This is a genomic window from Neisseria bacilliformis (genome assembly GCF_014055025.1).
GTDB classification, from domain to species: domain Bacteria; phylum Pseudomonadota; class Gammaproteobacteria; order Burkholderiales; family Neisseriaceae; genus Neisseria; species Neisseria bacilliformis.
Map to the genome: position 1 here is coordinate 994,851 of NZ_CP059571.1, position 17,344 is coordinate 1,012,194.

At 58.7% G+C, this 17,344-nt stretch carries 17 protein-coding genes and 1 tRNA gene; 2 read left to right on the forward strand and 16 right to left on the reverse strand.

Annotation, left to right across the window (positions count from 1 at the left end; translation table 11 throughout):
• Positions 1-30: 30 nt before the first annotated feature.
• From cysD to argH, 11 genes are all read right to left on the reverse strand, one after another.
• Complete coding sequence (gene cysD / locus H3L91_RS05050) at positions 31-945, reverse strand: sulfate adenylyltransferase subunit CysD (RefSeq protein WP_040658830.1); 915 nt, start codon at positions 943-945, stop codon at positions 31-33.
• 260 nt (positions 946-1,205) lie between these two features.
• Positions 1,206-1,934 (reverse strand): phosphoadenylyl-sulfate reductase, encoded by a 729-nt coding sequence (locus H3L91_RS05055; RefSeq protein WP_007342484.1) that lies wholly within the window; start codon positions 1,932-1,934, stop codon positions 1,206-1,208.
• Positions 1,882-3,348: a siroheme synthase CysG gene (gene cysG, locus H3L91_RS05060; RefSeq protein ID WP_081458580.1), complete on the reverse strand. Its 1,467-nt coding sequence runs from the start codon at positions 3,346-3,348 to the stop codon at positions 1,882-1,884. The genes H3L91_RS05055 and cysG overlap by 53 nt, the downstream gene beginning before the upstream one ends.
• A gap of 799 nt (positions 3,349-4,147) precedes the next feature.
• On the reverse strand, positions 4,148-4,600 hold the full coding sequence (rplI, locus tag H3L91_RS05065; RefSeq protein WP_007342489.1) for a 50S ribosomal protein L9: 453 nt from the start codon (positions 4,598-4,600) through the stop codon (positions 4,148-4,150).
• A 16-nt stretch (positions 4,601-4,616) separates the two neighbouring features.
• Positions 4,617-4,847: a 30S ribosomal protein S18 gene (gene rpsR, locus H3L91_RS05070; protein WP_002641495.1), complete on the reverse strand. Its 231-nt coding sequence runs from the start codon at positions 4,845-4,847 to the stop codon at positions 4,617-4,619.
• A 6-nt stretch (positions 4,848-4,853) separates the two neighbouring features.
• Entirely contained in the window at positions 4,854-5,150 is a 297-nt protein-coding gene (priB, locus tag H3L91_RS05075) for a primosomal replication protein N (protein ID WP_007342490.1), read from the reverse strand.
• Positions 5,151-5,519 carry a 30S ribosomal protein S6 gene (rpsF, locus tag H3L91_RS05080; protein ID WP_007342491.1) on the reverse strand — a complete coding sequence of 123 codons (369 nt, stop codon included), beginning with the start codon at positions 5,517-5,519 and terminating at the stop codon, positions 5,151-5,153.
• Between the two features lie 99 nt (positions 5,520-5,618).
• Entirely contained in the window at positions 5,619-5,921 is a 303-nt protein-coding gene (yfaE, locus tag H3L91_RS05085) for a class I ribonucleotide reductase maintenance protein YfaE (protein WP_007342492.1), read from the reverse strand.
• Between the two features lie 124 nt (positions 5,922-6,045).
• Positions 6,046-7,305, reverse strand: a complete 1,260-nt coding sequence (gene rho, locus H3L91_RS05090; protein WP_007342493.1) for a transcription termination factor Rho — start codon at positions 7,303-7,305, stop codon at positions 6,046-6,048.
• A 174-nt stretch (positions 7,306-7,479) separates the two neighbouring features.
• A tRNA-Ser gene (locus tag H3L91_RS05095) sits at positions 7,480-7,570 on the reverse strand.
• 61 nt (positions 7,571-7,631) lie between these two features.
• A complete protein-coding gene (gene argH / locus H3L91_RS05100; RefSeq protein ID WP_007342494.1) occupies positions 7,632-9,026 on the reverse strand; it encodes an argininosuccinate lyase in 1,395 nt (464 codons plus the stop codon).
• A gap of 34 nt (positions 9,027-9,060) precedes the next feature.
• On the opposite strand from argH, the gene H3L91_RS05105 reads away from it, so the two are divergent.
• Positions 9,061-10,074, forward strand: a complete 1,014-nt coding sequence (locus H3L91_RS05105) for a sensor histidine kinase (RefSeq protein ID WP_007342495.1) — start codon at positions 9,061-9,063, stop codon at positions 10,072-10,074.
• A gap of 172 nt (positions 10,075-10,246) precedes the next feature.
• Here H3L91_RS05105 and H3L91_RS05110 read toward each other — a convergent pair whose 3' ends face one another.
• The 5 genes from H3L91_RS05110 to H3L91_RS05130 form a co-directional block, all read right to left on the reverse strand.
• Positions 10,247-11,782: an L-lactate MFS transporter gene (locus tag H3L91_RS05110; RefSeq protein ID WP_007342497.1), complete on the reverse strand. Its 1,536-nt coding sequence runs from the start codon at positions 11,780-11,782 to the stop codon at positions 10,247-10,249.
• A 716-nt stretch (positions 11,783-12,498) separates the two neighbouring features.
• Positions 12,499-12,960, reverse strand: coding sequence for a dihydroneopterin triphosphate diphosphatase (gene nudB, locus H3L91_RS05115; RefSeq protein ID WP_007342500.1), 462 nt, complete (start codon positions 12,958-12,960; stop codon positions 12,499-12,501).
• Between the two features lies 1 nt (position 12,961).
• The gene (locus H3L91_RS05120; RefSeq protein WP_154647194.1) at positions 12,962-14,401 is read right to left on the reverse strand and encodes a mechanosensitive ion channel family protein; all 1,440 of its coding nucleotides are present in this window, start codon (positions 14,399-14,401) and stop codon (positions 12,962-12,964) included.
• A 381-nt stretch (positions 14,402-14,782) separates the two neighbouring features.
• On the reverse strand, positions 14,783-15,250 hold the full coding sequence (locus H3L91_RS05125) for a type IV pilin protein (protein WP_007342504.1): 468 nt from the start codon (positions 15,248-15,250) through the stop codon (positions 14,783-14,785).
• A gap of 51 nt (positions 15,251-15,301) precedes the next feature.
• Positions 15,302-15,796: a type IV pilin protein gene (locus H3L91_RS05130; protein WP_007342505.1), complete on the reverse strand. Its 495-nt coding sequence runs from the start codon at positions 15,794-15,796 to the stop codon at positions 15,302-15,304.
• Positions 15,797-16,142: 346 nt separating this feature from the next.
• On the opposite strand from H3L91_RS05130, the gene H3L91_RS05135 reads away from it, so the two are divergent.
• A complete protein-coding gene (locus tag H3L91_RS05135) occupies positions 16,143-17,318 on the forward strand; it encodes an efflux RND transporter periplasmic adaptor subunit (RefSeq protein ID WP_007342506.1) in 1,176 nt (391 codons plus the stop codon).
• Positions 17,319-17,344: the final 26 nt, after the last annotated feature.

Here is a 17,344-nt window from a genome sequence, read left to right on the forward strand (position 1 = left end):
CCACCCTACATGAATGTTTCAAACGGCCTTTTAAAAATACCCCTGCTTTTTGCGCTCTTCCATCGCCGCTTCGGAAACGCGGTCGTCCATGCGGGTGGCACTGCGCTCGGACACGGTGGCGGCGGCGGTTTCGGCCACGATGTCGGCGGCGGTGGCGGCGGTGCTGGCCACGGGGCAGGTGCAGGAAATGTCGCCCACGGTGCGAAAACGCACGCTGCGCAATTGCGACACTTCGCCTTCGCGCTTGGGCGTGAGCGGCGTTACCGGCACGAGCAGGCCGTTTCGTTCCACCACTTCGCGCTCGTGGGCGTAGTAAATCGGCGGCAGGGCGAGGTTTTCGCGTTCGATGTATTGCCAGATGTCCAGTTCCGTCCAGTTGGAAATCGGGAACACGCGCATGTTTTCGCCGGCAAACAGCCGTGTGTTGTAGATGTCCCAAAGCTCGGGGCGTTGGTTTTTCGGATCCCACTGGCCGAATTCGTCGCGGAAGGAAAAAATCCGCTCTTTGGCGCGGGCTTTTTCTTCGTCGCGCCGCGCGCCGCCCATCAGCGCGTCGAAGCCGTTTTCTTCGATGGCTTCCACCAGCGTTACCGCCTGCGCGGCGTTGCGCGAATCGGTGTCGCGGCGCAAGACGACCGTGCCTTTTTTAATCGATTCTTCCACGCTGCCCACCACCAGCTCCACGCCGGTGCGCGATACGGTTTCGTCGCGGAAACGGATCACTTCGGGGTAGTTGTGGCCGGTATCGACGTGCAGCAGTTTGAACGGCAGTTTCAGGGCGCGGCCTTGGATTTGGAAGGCTTTCACCGCCAGCGCGAGCAGCACCACGGAATCTTTGCCGCCGGAAAACAGCAGCGCGGGGTTTTGGGCGTTGGCGATCACTTCGCGGATGATGTACACCGACTCGGCTTCCAGCCAGTCGAGATGGTTGTTTTGCAGGCTCATGCTTGGGCTTTCTTTGGAGTGGTTTGGGGTTTCAAACGACATTTTGCCGTTGTAGGGTGTGTGCCCGCAGGCACGCACGCGGTTGCATGGATTCGGAAACCGCGTGCGTGGCAGAGCCACACCCTACGCGCGGTTGTTTTCAATTTCGTAGGTCGGATTCTCGAATCCGACGTTTCCCCGCAGGGGGAATTGTGTGGTTGCGGTTGGCGTGTCGGATACAAGTATCCGACCTGCAAATCTGTTTCAGACGACGTTTCGCCTCACTTGTGCAAACCGCATTCTTTGCTGTCGCGGCTTTCCCACCACCACCGCCCCGCGCGGATGTCCTGCCCCGCTTTCACGGGCATGGTGCAGGGTTCGCAGCCTATGCTGGGGTAGCCTTGGCGGTATAAGCCGTTGTAGGGAATGCCGTTTTGCAACACAAACGCCCACACGTCGTGTTCCGTCCAGTCGAAAATCGGGTTGTATTTGGCGATGCCGCGTGCGGTGTCGGTTTCGGCAAACGGCAGCGTCGAGCGCGTTACCGACTGTTCGCGCCGCTGGCCGGTAAGCCATGCGTCCGCGTCGGCAAGGGCGCGGTTGAGCGGTTCGATTTTACGGATGCGGCAGCACTCGCGGCGCAAGGCCACGCTTTCGTAAAAGGCGTTTTCGCCGTGTTGCGCCACATAGGCGGCCACGTCGTCTGAAAGCGGCGTGTAGCAGCAAAAATCCAAATCGGGGTAACGCTGTGCCACTTCGTCGATCAGCGCGAGCGTTTCGGCGTTCAGACGGCCTGTTTGCAGCGTAAACACGGCAATCGGCAGTTTTTCGGCGGCGATGAGGTGGGTGATCACCATATCCTCCACCGCCAGACTGCTGGCGAGTTTCACGCGTTGGTGCGCGGCGGCGGCCTCGTGCAGGCGGCGGCGCAGGCGGTCGGTTTTTGCGGAGAGCGCGTCATACACCGACGGCGGCGGCGCGGGTATCGTCCACAGTTGCGGGCGCAGCATAAAAACGTTCCTGTCGGAAGATGAGCGGTTTGCGTTCGGCGTTTTTGCCGAACCAGTCGAGTTTTCGGCGTAAGGCAACGGTTTCTCCTATCACAATCAGCGCGGGCGATTCGGCCGCTTCGGCCAGCGCGGGCAGGGTTTGCAGCGTGCCCACGCGCACCTGCTGGCTCTGCTGCGTGCCGAGGCTGATCACGGCGGCGGGCGTGTCGCCGCTGCGGCCGTGTTTGAGCAGCTCGGCCGTCAGCTCGGCGGCGCGGATCGCGCCCATATACACCACCAGCGTCTGCCGCCCCTGCGCGAGCGTCTGCCAATTCAAGGCTTTGCCGTCGGGCTTCACATGGCCGGTTACAAACATCGCCGACTGCGCGTAATCGCGGTGCGTGAGCGGAATGCCCGCGTAGGCGGTTGCGCCCAAAGCGGCGGTAATGCCGGGGACGACTTCAAACGGTATGCCCGCCGCCGCAAGCGTTTCCAATTCCTCGCCGCCGCGCCCGAACACAAACGGGTCGCCGCCTTTGAGCCGCACCACCCGCCTGCCCTCCTGCGCGAGCCGAAGCAAAAGCGTGTTGGTGTCTTCCTGCTCCACCCTTTTGCCACCCGCGCGTTTGCCGACAAAGATTTTTTCGGCATCGCGGCGCACCAGTTCCAACACGTCGTCTGAAACCAGCGCGTCATACAAAACCACATCGGCGGCTTGGATTTTCTGCAAACCTTTGAGCGTGAGCAGCCCCGCGTCGCCCGGCCCCGCGCCCACCAGAGCCACGCTGCCGCGCCGCGTAATGCCCGCGTCGAGCGTGCGCGCCAGCAGCGTTTCGGCTTCGTCGCTGCGGCCGTTTTCGCACAGGCTTTGAAACTGCGCGTCGGCAAACAGTTTTTCCCAAAAGCGGCGGCGTTGCGTGATGCTGTTCAGACGGCCTTTCACACGGCCGCGCCAGCGTCCGGCCAGCTTCGCCATCACGCCCAAACCCTGCGGCAGCGCGGCTTCGAGCTTCTCGCGCACCAGCCGCGCCAGCACGGGGGCTTTGCCGCCGCTGGACACCGCAATCTGAATGTCGCCCCGATCGATCATCGAGGGGAACACAAAACTGCACAAAGCCGCGTTATCCACCGTGTTCGCCAGCTTCTGCCGCGCCTCGGCGGCGGCAAACACACGCCGGTTGAGCGCGGCATCGTCGGTGGCGGCGACCACGAAAAACACGCCATCGAGCAGCGCGTCGTCAAACTCCCGCGCCGCCCATTCCAGCCTGCCCGCCTCGTAAAACGCCGCCATCGCGCCGCCCAATTCTCCCGCCGCCACGCGCACACGCGCACCGGCTTTGAGCAGGTTCTCGGCCTTACGCGTCGCCACCGCGCCGCCGCCCACCAACAAAACAGGCCGGCCGCGCAAATCGGCAAAAAGGGGAAAATGGTTCATGGCATGTATCCTGTAAACAATGGCGCGATTATAGAAAGGCGGCGCGGCGGGAAACAAAGAACCATTGCGCCTAATCTTGGAAGAAAAACGCATAAAGAGTGGGGCGGGAAGGTTTGAGGCCGTCTGAAAAACCATTTTCAGACGGCCTCTGCCGTTCAGATAAAGTAAGGAGCAAGCCATGCATGCGGTTTCGGCGGGCTGCGCGTGAGCGGGACGGAATCCGTGATGCGGCAGAGACCGCGAATCCTACATCGGTTTCGGCTTGGGTAGGATGGGAAACAGGCCGTCTGAAAACGCGGTTTCGGAGCAGCCAAAAAACCGTATTGCGGATTTTCAGACGGCCTCGTCAGGTAGGGTGTGTCGCCCAAAGGCGACGCACGTGGTTTTGGCAGGCGGGCGGTTGTTTGGGTGTTGGGAAAACGGCAGGCCGTCTGAAAACGCGGCTTCGGAGCAGCCAAAAAACCGTATACTGATTTTCAGACGGCCTGTTGAATGGCAGGGAATGCGCGTGTCGCCTTTGGGCGGCGCAGGGTCTGTTGACAACCAGCCTTGCGGCGGTGTTTTTGGCAAAAACACCGCCTGCCGCGTCAAAAATGCCCGCAGGTGTCCACCTTGCTGCGCTTTTTTCCTTATATTTGGGTATTTTTTACTCAAAAAACCACTCGCAAGCTGAATGTTAACAGACCCTAGGCCGTCTGAAAGCCAAGATATAGGGACCTGACTTTGTGTCTGCCGGTTGGATACAGGCAGAATGTAAAAAACCGCCTTTAAAAGGCGGTTTTTTTTTACAGGCGGGCAGTTATTCGGTTGCCGCAACTACGGCAACGGTGATTTTGGCGACCGCGTCGGTGTGCAGGGCAACTTCCACTTCGTATTCGCCGACGGCTTTGAACGGGCCTTCGGGCAGGCGGACGTTAGCTTTGGCTGCTTCGATGCCGGCGGCCACGATGGCGGCGGCGATGTCGGCGTTGGTTACCGAACCGAACAGGCGGCCGTCCACGCCGGCTTTCTGTGCGACGGTGACGGTTTGGCCGTCGAGTTTTTCTTTGCGCGCCTGGGCATCGGCAAGGATTTCGGCCTGACGGGCTTCCAGCTCGGCGCGGCGGGCTTCAAATTCGGCTTTGTTGGCTTCGGTGGCGCGTTTGGCTTTGCCTTGGGGGATGAGGTAGTTGCGGGCGTAGCCGTTTTTCACGGTTACGATGTCGCCCAGGCTGCCCAAGCCGCCGATTTTTTCTAACAGAATAATTTGCATGATTTACGCTCCAAAATTATTTGTGTTGGTCGGTGTAGGGCAAGAGTGCCAGAAAGCGCGCGCGTTTTACGGCAACGGCAAGCTGGCGTTGGTAGTGCGCTTTGGTACCGGTGATGCGGGCGGGGATGATTTTGCCGTTTTCGGTGATGAAGTCTTTCAGCAAATCAACTTGTTTGTAATCCACTTCCTGGATTTTTTCAGCGGTGAAACGGCAGAATTTTCTGCGTTTGAATGTTTGACGAGCCATGTCGTTTTAACCTTTATATTCTTGAATGTTCTGGATGCGGAGTATCGGGATGCCGCTGCGTCTGCTTCTGGCGGAAAGGAATCCGCCCGCCTGTACGAGGGTGTTTTCCCGATGCTGCCATGCCAAGGCGTCTGCGCCGACGATTTTCGCCGTTATTTCCAGTTTGGCCGTACAGTCTCTGCCGTTTTCACGCTGCTGCGATTCGTGTTGCAGCACGAGGTCGAGGACGGGAATGCCGGCAGGGGTGTAGCGCACTGGGCTGCATTTGGCGATGCGGGCAGTGAGGACGAAGGAGTTGTCCAATTACGCTTCGGCGGCTTCCTGCTGCTGCGGGTTCAGCAGGTTTTTCGATTTTTCTTCCTTCATCATCGGGGAAGCCTCGGTTACCGCGTGTTTGGTCTGGATGGTCAGATGGCGCAGTACGGCGTCGTTGAAGCGGAAGCCGGTTTCCAGCTCTTCGATAACGGCGGGGGTAGTTTCGATGTTCATCAAAACGTAGTGCGCTTTGTGGATTTTGTTGATGGGGTAGGCGAGCTGGCGGCGACCCCAGTCTTCGAGGCGGTGGATGACGCCGTTGTTCTCGGTTACCAGTGCTTTGTAGCGTTCAACCATGGCGGGCACCTGCTCGCTCTGATCGGGATGAACGATAAACACGATCTCGTAATGACGCATGTTATCTCCTTACGGTTTAAAGGCAGTCTGCCGCCATGCGGTGCGGCAGACAAGGTTGAAAAACGCGGCATTATAGCGGTCTTCGGCGGCAAAGGCAAATCAGCTGTCTTCGTCGAACAGGCTGGGGGCGAAGAGGTCGGGTTCTTCGGTGCGTTTGCGGCAGTCGATGCGGATGTTTTCGCTGACGCGGCAGCAGCAGGCGAGGATTTCGCCGGGGGCGACGAAGGCGAGCGGGAAGTCGTCGTATGACACGCGGCCGGAGAGGATTTTGACGCGGCACGAGCCGCAGTAGCCGCTGCGGCACTGGTATTCGATTTCGTGGCCGGTGCGCTCCAAGCCTTCGAGCAGGGTTTCGCTTTCTTGCAGGGCGAAGGTGGTGTCGTGGGTGCTGATGAATGGCATGTCGTGTGCGTTTGCAAATAAAGGGGAGGCCGTCTGAAAAAGCGTTTTTCAGCTTTTCAGACGGCCTTAGGGTCTGTTGATTGTCAACAGACCCTGGAATTTGTCCGGCGAACACGCCCTGAGGTTATTTGCCGCGCATCAGCTCGAAGAAATCGTCGTTGTTTTTGGAGTCTTTGAGCTTGCCGACCAGAAATTCGGTGGCTTCGATTTCGTCCATCGGGTGCAGGAATTTGCGCAGGAGCCACATGCGTTGGAGCTGGTCGTTGGGCACGAGCAGCTCTTCGCGGCGGGTGCCGGATTTGTTGATGTTGATGGCTGGGAACAGGCGTTTTTCGGCCATGCGGCGGTCGAGGTGCAGTTCCATATTGCCCGTGCCTTTGAATTCTTCGTAAATCACGTCGTCCATGCGGCTGCCGGTTTCCACGAGGGCGGTGGCGATGATGGTGAGCGAGCCGCCTTCTTCCACGTTGCGCGCCGCACCGAAGAAGCGTTTGGGGCGGTGCAGGGCGTGGGCGTCCACGCCGCCGGTGAGGATTTTGCCCGAGGTGGGGACGACGGTGTTGTAGGCGCGGGCGAGGCGGGTAATCGAGTCAAGCAGGATGACCACGTCTTTTTTGTGTTCCACCATGCGCTTGGCTTTTTCGATCACCATTTCGGCCACCTGCACATGGCGCGTGGCGGGTTCGTCGAAGGTGGACGACACCACTTCGCCGCGCACGGAGCGGCTCATTTCGGTTACTTCTTCGGGGCGTTCGTCGATTAACAAGACAATCAGTTCGACATCGGGATAGTTGGCGGTAATCGCGTGGGCGATGTTTTGCAGCATCACGGTTTTGCCGGTTTTCGGCGGGGCAACCAGAAGCGCGCGCTGGCCGCGCCCGATGGGGGAAACCAGATCGATGGCGCGGGAGGTGAGGTTTTCTTCGGCCTTGATGTCGCGTTCGAGCTTGAACTGTTTGGTGGGAAACAGCGGGGTGAGGTTTTCAAACAGGATTTTGTGGCGGCACACTTCGGGGTCGTCGCCGTTGATGCTGTTGAGGTAGACCAGCGCGAAATAGCGTTCGTCGTTTTTCGGCACGCGCACCGTGCCTTCGATGGTGTCGCCGGTGTGCAGGTTGAAGCGGCGGATTTGGTTGGGGGAGACGTAGATGTCGTCGGGGCCGGCGAGGTAGGAGGTGTCCGCGCTGCGCAGAAAGCCGAAGCCGTCGGGCAGGATCTCGAGCGTGCCGGAGCAGTTGAAGTCTTCGCCCTGCATCATCAGCTGGCGGACGATGGCGAAGACAAGGTCTTGTTTGCGCAGGCGGTTGGCGTTTTCGATGCCGAGTTCTTCGGCTTGGGCGAGCAGTTTGGAGATGTGCTGGGTTTGTAGTTCGGAGACGTGCATAGGACAGGACGGTTTGTTTTGAAGGAATGGCGGCTCTTTGGAGGCCGTCTGAAAAAAAAGGGTGCGGGGGGATTTGCCGTGTTTTGTAAGAAAAAAAGAAAGTTTTTTGCCGCGAGGGCAAATCTTTTATGAAGAAAAGACAAGCCGCAACGGCTTGTCTTTGCCAAAAAATCGTGGCGGAAAGGAAGGGATTCGAACCCTCGATACGCTATTCACGTATACACGCTTTCCAGGCGTGCGACTTCAACCACTCATCCACCTTTCCGTGAAGCCGCGCATTATACGGGCAACGCCTGCGGCAGGCAACCGCTATTTTCGCAATGTTTTCAGACGGCCTGTGCGTCTGCCAGCAGCCTGCGCCAGCGGGCGATTTGGAAACGCACCTGCTCGGGGGCGGTGCCGCCCAGGTGGTTGCGGGCGTTGAGGCTGCCTTCGGGGGTGAGCACTTGGTAAACGTCGTCTGAAATCAGGCCGCTGAATCCCTGTAACACTGCCAGCGGCAGTTGGCTCAAATCCACGCCCGCTTCGTCGGCATGGCGCACGGCGCGGGCGACGACTTCGTGGCTGTCGCGGAAGGGCATGCCTTTTTTGACCAGATAGTCGGCCAGGTCGGTAGCGGTGGCGAAACCCTGCATGACGGCGGCGCGCATGTTTTCGGGTTTCACGCTCACGCCGCGCATCATGTCGGCGTAGATCCGCAGCGTGTCGATCAGCGTGTCGGCGGTGTCGAACAGCGGTTCTTTGTCTTCCTGATTGTCTTTGTTGTAGGCCAGCGGCTGCGATTTCATCAGGGTAATCAGGCCGATCAGATGGCCGATCACGCGGCCGGATTTGCCGCGCACCAGCTCGGGCACGTCGGGATTTTTTTTCTGCGGCATGATGGACGAGCCGGTGCAGAAGCGGTCGGCAATGTCGATAAAACCGAAGCGCGGGCTCATCCACAAAATCAGCTCTTCGGAGAGGCGGCTCAAGTGAATCATCACCAGCGAGGCGGCGGCGGTAAATTCGACGGCAAAATCGCGGTCGGACACGGCATCGAGCGAGTTTTGGCAGATTTGTTCAAAACCCAACAGTTCGGCGGTAACTTCGCGGCGGACGGGGTAGGTGGTGCCAGCCAGCGCGGCCGCGCCCAAAGGCATACGGTTGACGCGGCGGCGGCAGTCGGCCATGCGCTCGTAGTCGCGGCCGAGCATTTCGACATAGGCAAGCATATGGTGGCCGAAGCTCACGGGCTGAGCCACCTGCAAATGGGTGAAACCGGGCATCACGGTTTCGGCGTGTTGCTCGGCCAAATCGAGCAGGGCGGTTTGCAGGCTTTGAATCAGGGTTTGGATGATGCTGATCTGGTCGCGCAGCCACAGGCGGATGTCGGTAGCCACTTGGTCGTTGCGGCTGCGGCCGGTGTGCAGACGCTTGCCCGCGTCGCTGATTTTGTCGGTGAGGCGGCGTTCGATGTTCATGTGTACGTCTTCCAAGTCGAGCAACCATTGCAGGCGGCCTGCTTCGATTTCCGCCAAAATTTCCGCCATGCCGCGTTCGATTGCGGCCAAGTCTTCCCCGGACAACACGCCCGCTTGACACAGCATCTGCGCGTGCGCCAGCGAGCCTTGGATGTCCCATTGCGCCAGCCGTTTGTCGAAATCAATCGAGCCGGTGTATTTTTTGACCAGTTCCGATACGGGTTCGTTGAATCTTCCCGACCATGTCTTCGTGCTATTCATATAATCCGCAGGTTTTGTTAAGCAATCATAAAAAATGGGTATTATACGTCAAATAAACGCGTATTTCGCGGTTCCCGACATGCGCAATCTCGGCACGGCGGTGCGCATCCTGTCGTTTGCGGCGGCATCCGTTTTTCTGCTGCCGCTGGTTTCCGAAAGCGGCGCGCCTTACCTCACCCGCCTTTTGGCGGAGGCCAAATGGATTGTGCCGGTGGTCGCGCTCAACGGCATCATCGGCTATTTCACCGACCGCCATCTCGTGCACCATCCGCAGGGCGCGGCCATCAACGCCGCCTCCTGCCTCATCCAGCTGTTCATCACCGATTTCGTCGTCTTGGGCACGCGCGACGGATTTTTGCGCCACCTGCTGCTCTACACGCTGGGGCTGCTGTTTCTGATGTATGTCGAAGCCAACCGCCTGCGCGCCCTCTCGCCCGCCGTGTCCGAAGCGCGCCTCACCGCGCTCACCGCCCGCATCCGCCCGCATTTCCTGTTCAACAGCCTCAACGCCGCCATCAGCCTCATCCGCCTGCGCCCCTACGATGCCGAAACCCTGCTGGAAAACCTCGCCAACCTGTTCCGCGCCCAACTGCGCGAAGGCACGCAGTACAGCACGCTGGGGCAGGAAATCGAATGGGCGCAGGAATACATCGCCATCGAACAAATCCGCATGGGGCACAACCGCGTGCAGGTGGACTGGCTGCACGAAGCCCCCGACGACGCCGAAACCCCGCAGCTCATGTTGCAGCCGCTGCTGGAAAACGCCGTTTTCCACGGCGTCGAAACCACCCACCGCCCCGGCAACATCGTCGTCAAAACCGCCTTGCAGGGGCACTGGCTCTACATCCGCATCGAAAACCCCTACACCCCGCACGAAAACATGGAAAACACGCAGAAAGTGCACCGCAGCAACTCCATGGCCTTGAAAAACCTCAAAGAGCGGCTGGAAATCATGTATGACAAAGACGCCACGCTCGAACTGTCCGCGCTCGACGACATCGGCATCTACCGCGTGGACATCCGCCTGCCGTACCGGCGCAAAGAGTAGGGCTTGCCCTGCAAACAACAGAGGCCGTCTGAAAACCGTAAAACGGATTTTCAGACGGCCTCTTGCTGTGTGTCTTCCGCCGTTATCCGACGGATTCGGCACGGGCGGATTTTGTTTTTTCAGAAACGTCATCCCCGCGTAGGCGGGGCGGCCTTCTGCCCTTGCGGCGGGTTTACCCGAACAGTCCGGCTACTTTCACGGCGGTCATGATGATGCCGTAGGCGAGGGGGACGCAGACAATCAGCCAGCGCAGTTTTACGCCCGCGCCGCTGTGGGCGATTTCGTCCGCCGCTTGGGCGGCTTCTTCAAACGCGCTTTCTGCGGGCACTTGGTGCGGGATGCGGCGGCTTTCGCCGGCGTGGTGTTTTTCGCTCACCGGCCGCACCAGCAGGTTGCAGACAAGGCCGATAAGCAGCAGACCGGCCATGATGTACATGGTGATGCCGTATGCCTGCGCGGGCGGCACGCCGCTGTCGATTTGGCCTTGGCGGATGTAGTTCACCAGCACGGGGCCGAGCACGGCGGCGGTGGACCAGGCCAAGAGGATGCGGCCGTGGATGGCGCCCACTTCCAGTGTGCCGAACAGGTCTTTGATGTAGACGGGCATGGCCGCGAAGCCGCCACCGTACATGGAGATGATGAGGCAGAAGCCGATGATGAACAGGGTTTTGCTGCCGCTCCCGCCCAGCGCGGGGATGGCGAAGTAGAGCAGCGCGCCGAGGATGAAGAAGATGTTGTAGGTGGTTTTGCGCCCGAGGCGGTCGGAGATGCTCGACCAGACGAAGCGTCCGCCCATGTTGAACAGACTCAACAGGCCGACGAAGCCGGCCGCCGCCGCCGCGCCCACGGCCGTGCCCCCGCCGACGGACTGCGCGGAAAACAGCTCCTGTATCATCACCGAAGCCTGGCCGAGCACGCCGATGCCGGCGGTTACGTTGAGGCAGAGTATCCAAAAGAGCAGGTAAAACTGCGGCGTTTTCACCGCCTGCGCGGCGGTAACGTGGTTCGCGCTCACCAGTTTGCCGGCCGGTTTGGGGGTGAAGCCGGCGGGTTTCCAGTCGGGCGCGGGCACGCGGATGGTGAACACGCCGAACATCATAAAGAGGAAATAAAACACGCCGAGCACAAGGAAGGTTTCCGCCACGCCGGCCGATGCGGGGCTTTTGAAGAAGTCCATCAGGGCGACGGAGAGCGGCGAGGCCAGCATTGCGCCGCCGCCGAAGCCCATAATCGCCAGGCCGGTGGCCATGCCGGGTTTGTCGGGAAACCATTTCATCAGCGTGGAAACGGGGCCGATGTAGCCCAGGCCGAGGCCGATGCCGCCGAGCACGCCGTTGCCCAGATACAGCAGCCACAGGTTGTGGCGGTACACGCCGAGGGCGGCGACGAGAAAGCCCAGCCCGAAGCAGACGGCGGCGGCAAACATGGCTTTGCGCGGTCCGACGCGCTCCATCCAGGTGCCGAACAGGGCGGCCGACGCGCCCAGCACGGCCAGCGCGATGCTGAACACCCAGCCGACGGTGGCCAGCGACCAGTCGCCGGGGGCGGGGGCGGTGATGCCGAGAATTTTGGTGAGCGGGGCGTTGAAGACGGAATAGGCGTAAATCTGGCCGATGGAGAGGTGGACGGCCAGCGCGGCGGGCGGCACCAGCCAGCGGTTGAAACCGGCGGGGGCGACGGTGCGGGATTTGTCGAGGAAGGAGGTCATGGGTCTGCCGTGTGCGTTGGGGAAGAGGCCGTCTGAAAACGTGGTTCGGGCGCGGCACAAACCGTGTGCTGTGTTTTAACTTTGTTGAAACCGTGCTTTCAGACGGCCTTTATTCTAACCGCTGCGCACGGCGGGCTGGATGAAATATCTTTCACTTCATAATGATTGGATTTTGTCTGGCAAACGGGGAGGCCGCTCACGCCAGTACTCCTTCGGAGCATAAACGCGGGGATGACGTTTCTGAAAAGCGGGTTTCGGCGGGGAGACGTTTTTTAACTTTGTTGGTTGAAACCGCACTTTCAGACGGCCTCTTGGTTATTGCGGGGAATATCTATTCTGCTGTTGTCAGAGTGTGCCGCCCAAGCGGTGCACGCGTTCTTTGCAGTGCAGGCCGTCCCACCCATGCCGAACCTGACGTAGGGTGTGTTGCCCCGAGGCGACGCACGCGTTCCCTGCCGCATAACGCATCCGCGCGTTTTGCCAAAACCAAACCGCGTGCGTGGCTGCGCCACACATCCTATCTAAGGGCAGAGGCCGTCTGAAAACGCAGCTTCAACGAAGTTAAAATCAACCTATGCCGAATCTGCCGTAGGGCGTGCGGCTCAGCCATGCATGCGGTTTTTGCTGTGCAGGGTACACAGGCGAAAGGCTGTCTGAAAAACGGGTTTCGACGGGGAAAACGCGTTTTCAGAAACGTCATCCCCGTGTAGGCGGTTTCAAACGGTTTCGGCGGCCAGTTTCAGCAGGGCGTCGCGGTTGGAGGGGGAAAAGACTTTTTCCGCCGCCTGCGCCAGCGGCAGCCAGATGTGGGCGGTGTGTTCGCTCAGGCGGACGGGGGCGTTGCGGGGGATGACGGCGGAGAAGAGGTGTTCGGTGTTGCGGGTAACGCCTGCGGCGTAGCGGTGCCGCCAGTGGGGGTAGATTTCGTAAACGGTGCTGTAATGCCAGTCGCGCAGGGCGGCGGGGGGGAGGGCGATGCCGGTTTCTTCCGCCGTTTCGCGCAGGGCGGCCTGCGCGGGGGTTTCGCCCGCTTCGAGGCTGCCGGTAACCGACTGCCAGTAGCCGGCTTTGTCGGCGCGTTCGAGCAACAGGGCGTTGCCCGCGCCGTCGTGCAGTACGACCAGTGCGGATACGGGGCGTTTGGGCGGTTTGGGCTGCGGGCTGTTTTCAGACGGCATGTCAGCTTTCCCCCGCAGGCTCGCCCGAACGGGTGTCGGCGCGGGCTTTGCGCACGGCTTCGGACAGGGCGGCGGTGTCGGGCGGCGGGGCGGCGGGTTCGTTGAGGATGCGCACTTCGCGCTGCGGGTAGGGGAAGGAGATGTGTTCTTCGTTGAACCGCTGCCAGATTTCGAGGCGGATGGCGGAAAACAGGCCGAGAAAGCCGTTTTCCGGGTCTTTCACCCAAAAGCCCAGCCGCAGGTTGATGCCGTCGGCGGCAAAGTCGAGCAGGTAGGATTTGGGGCGGTTGGCGTCGGTGGTGTCGATGCGGCTTTGCTTGGATGCGGCCTCGGTCATGATTTCCATCGCCCGCAGGATGTCGGAATCGTAGGAAACCTGGATGTCGATGGTTTGGTGCAGGGCTTTGGCGGTGTAGGATTCGTTGACCACCATGTTGGTGATGAAGGTTTCGTTCGGTATCAGGGCTTCCGTGCCCGCGCTGCTGCGCAGCACGACGAAGCGGGAGGTGATTTTGGTTACGTAGCCGGTGAAGCCGTTTACCGTGAGGCGGTCGCCCGGGCGGATGGAGCGGTCGCCGAGTATCAGAAAGCCGGAGATGTAGTTGCTGGCGATTTTCTGCAAGCCGAAACCGATGCCGACGCCGAGTGCGCCGCCGAACACCGACAATACGGTCAGGTCGATGCCCACCAGCGGCAGGGCGATAAGCACGGACAGGATGATGAGGACGACGCGGACGATGTTGGAGAGCATGATGCGCAGGCTCAAATCCAGCCGCGTGCCGGCCATGATGCGCTTTTGCGCGAACTGCGCCAGCCACATGGCGAAGATGAGGATGATGCCGACCCAGACGACGCCGGTGCTCACCGTCCACAGGCTGAGTTTGGCCGAGCCGACGGAAAATACCAGTGATTTCATCCATTTGATGATGATGTCGTCGATGCCGGACACCCACAGCACAAACGCCGCCCACAGCACCGCCGACAGGCTGCGCTCCAAGCGGTCGCTCCACGGCTTGTCGGGCAGGGCGGCATGCAGCACCGCCATAACGATGCGGATGGCCACCATCCAGTTCGCCGCCAACAGCAAGAGCCGCAGCCATACCGAGCGGTAGCCCGACAGATTCCATACGGCCAGCACCACGGCGGAGGCAATCCACATCATTACCGGCCACAAAATCCGCCTGCCGATGTGCAGCAATAGTTTGTTTTTGTTGGAAGAGCCGTCGGCACAGCGTTTGAGCAGCCATTCGGAAAACCACCATGCCGCCGCCGCCAGAGCCAGCGCGATGGCCAGCTCCACCCAGCCGGAAGGCTGTTTGATGCTGCTTTCGAGCAGGTGCGAGGTGAATTCCGACGGCGCGAACAAGCCGGTCAGAAAATCGCCGATGCTGTCGGGAAAAACGGACGAGGTTTGCAGAAGGGGGGCGGGGGAAACGGACATAATCTGCATGCAGGCAAGGAAAGGCGCGGATTATAGCGGAATCGGCGGGGCGTTGCGCCCGACGGTTTTCAGACGGCCTGGGTGGCGGGTGATGGGTATGGTGAGACAGAATGGGAAGCAGCCATTCTGCTGTTTGCACGGCAGCCGGGGTGTCGTTCCACGGCAGCGCATGCGGTTTTCAGACGGTCTGAACGGCAGGGAATGTGTGCGCTGCTTGGGCGGCATACGCTCCTTACCGGCCGCATTTGTGTTGTCGGGGACGTGCCTGCTTTTTTGTGTTGTCCGCTATATCTATATAAAGGATGCCAGGCCGTCTGAAAAAACGGTCGGTGCGGCTTGGGCAAAGCAAACAGTCCTGATCCGCAGGCGGATAAGGGCTGTTTATTCGTAAACCGTGCAGTTTTTATCCGTGCCGTTGGCGTTGGAAAAATACGGTGCGGTTTCCCCACAGGAGGACGCGGTGCTTTCGCAGACAGTCAGAATCATGTCTTGGTTGATGCGCAGCACGCGCGGCTCGTTTTTTTGGTCGAAGGCTACGGCTTTGACGGTAAAGCTGTCGTCCAACGCGCCGCGCGCATCGCCCTGCATCCTCATGCAGAAATGGTCGGTTTTGGGGACGGACAAATTCGCCCATGTGGTCGAATTTGTTTTGAAGCTGCGGTGCTGCGCATAGAATTGTTCGAGAGCATGGGCGTTATCAAGGAGAGCGGCGGATGCCTGTCTCAGGCGGGTGTCTCTGACGTGTTTCTGATAGGAGGGGAAAGCGATGGCAGCCAAGATGGCCAGCACCGCGATGGTTATCATCAGTTCAGTCAGGGTGAATCCCTTATGAAGAAAACGCTGCTTCATATTTATCCCCGTTTTTTAATTCTATCTATTGCTATTTTAACTCAGTACCAGTTAGTACATTTCACATTCTTTAGGAGGTGTGCCTGTATCAGGAATTAAGACGGGTGCTTGTGTGGTTGCCTGGCCAGTGCAAATTGTCGTGATGCCATCATCGTTAAGTTGCATAAACCGAGTTTCTTTGCCGTTTGTAGATGCCTTGGCTTTGGCGGTGAGTAAATAATGACCAACATCCGGGTCTGCAGCTGCATTGCTGGTTCCAACAAGATGATTACCCAATGTGCTATCTAATGGATTATAAACGAAAAAAATATCAAAATATTTATTATCATTCTTCAATTCATTAAAGCCATTAAAGGTACGGTTTCTTGCATAAAAAGATTCCAAACGCCGGGCATTTTCTAATAAATCACCACGTACGTTTTCTAAACGCGATCTACGGATAAATTCATCGTATGAAGGATAGGCTATGGCAGCAAGAATAGCAATGACCATAATGGTCATCATTAATTCAATCAGCGTAAAACCGTGTTGATTACCTGTTTTCATGATATTCCCTTAGTTGTAATGTGAATCGCATCATAATATGTAAGTCAGAGTGGGGCGATTGCAGGTTATTGTGAAATGTACGTTGACGATTATAGCTGATTTTTCATGTCATGCGTTTGTCAAAGCGGACTTTTTTGCCTTATGTAGATTGCTAGCTGTTGCCCCATTGTGTAAAAACGCCTGTTTTCGTGTAAATCAATAAATGTAAAATTTATTTTTAATCATATTGTTATACTGTTTTATCTATGATCGGCAAACTTGGCGGCAGCCCTGTCTTTACAGTACACTCGCCGCCATTTTGCGCATCCCGCGCACGTTTTATGACTTTGGAAGAAAGAATCGGACGATGAAAAAAGCCGTCAAATGGATCATTCTGCTGCTTGTGCTGGTTGCCGCCGCTTGGGCGGCATGGTTGTTTTTCAAACCCAAAAACGAAGTGAAGTATTTGACCGAGCCGGTAACGCGCGGCGACATCAGCCAAACCGTGTCGGCCACGGGCGAGATTTCGCCGTCGAATCTGGTAACGGTAGGCGCGCAGGCTTCGGGGCAGATTAAAAAGCTGTACGTAACGCTGGGGCAGCAAATTAAAAAGGGCGACTTGGTGGCGGAAATCAATTCGACCACGCAGACCAATGTGCTGAATACGGAAAAATCCAAGCTGGAAACCTATCAGGCCAAGCTGGTTTCGGCGCAGATTGCCCTGAACACCGCCGAGAAAAAATACAAACGCGAAGCCGCGCTGTGGAAAGAAGAGGCCACATCCAAAGAAAACCTCGAAAGCGCGCAAGACACGCTGGCCGCCGCCAAAGCCACGGTGGCCGAACTCAAAGCCTCGATCAATCAGACCAAAATCTCCATCAACACCGCCGAATCAGATTTGGGCTACACGCGCATTACCGCGCCGATGGACGGCACAGTCGTCGCCGTGCCGGTGGAAGAAGGCCAAACCGTGAACGCGGCGCAGTCCACCCCCACCATCATCCAGCTTGCCAATCTGCAAACCATGCTCAACAAAATGCAGATTGCCGAGGGCGACATCACCAAAGTCAAAGCGGGGCAGGACATTTCGTTTACCATTTTGTCCGAGCCGGACAACCCGATTAAAGCCAAACTCGAAAGCGTCGATCCCGGCCTGACCACCATGTCGCTGGGCAGCTACACCAGCAGCACCGACACCACTTCCAGCGCGATTTACTACTACGCCCGCGCACTTGTGCCCAACGAAGACGGCAAACTCTCCATCGGCATGACCACGCAGAACACCATCGAAATCAGCGGCGTGAAAAACGTATTGACCGTGCCGACGATGGCCGTGAAAAAACAGGGCGGCAAATCTTATGTGCGCGTGTTGGGCAAAGACGGCAACGCCGTGCAGAAAGAAGTGAGCGTCGGCCTCAAAGACGGCACGCGCACCGAAATCAAAAGCGGCGTGAGCGAGGGCGAGCAGGTGATTCTTTCCGAAATCAGCGCGGCCGAGCAGGCGCAAAACAGCGAACGCGCCATGATGGGCCCGCCGCGATAAAGCGTGAAAAGGTCGTCTGAAAGCCT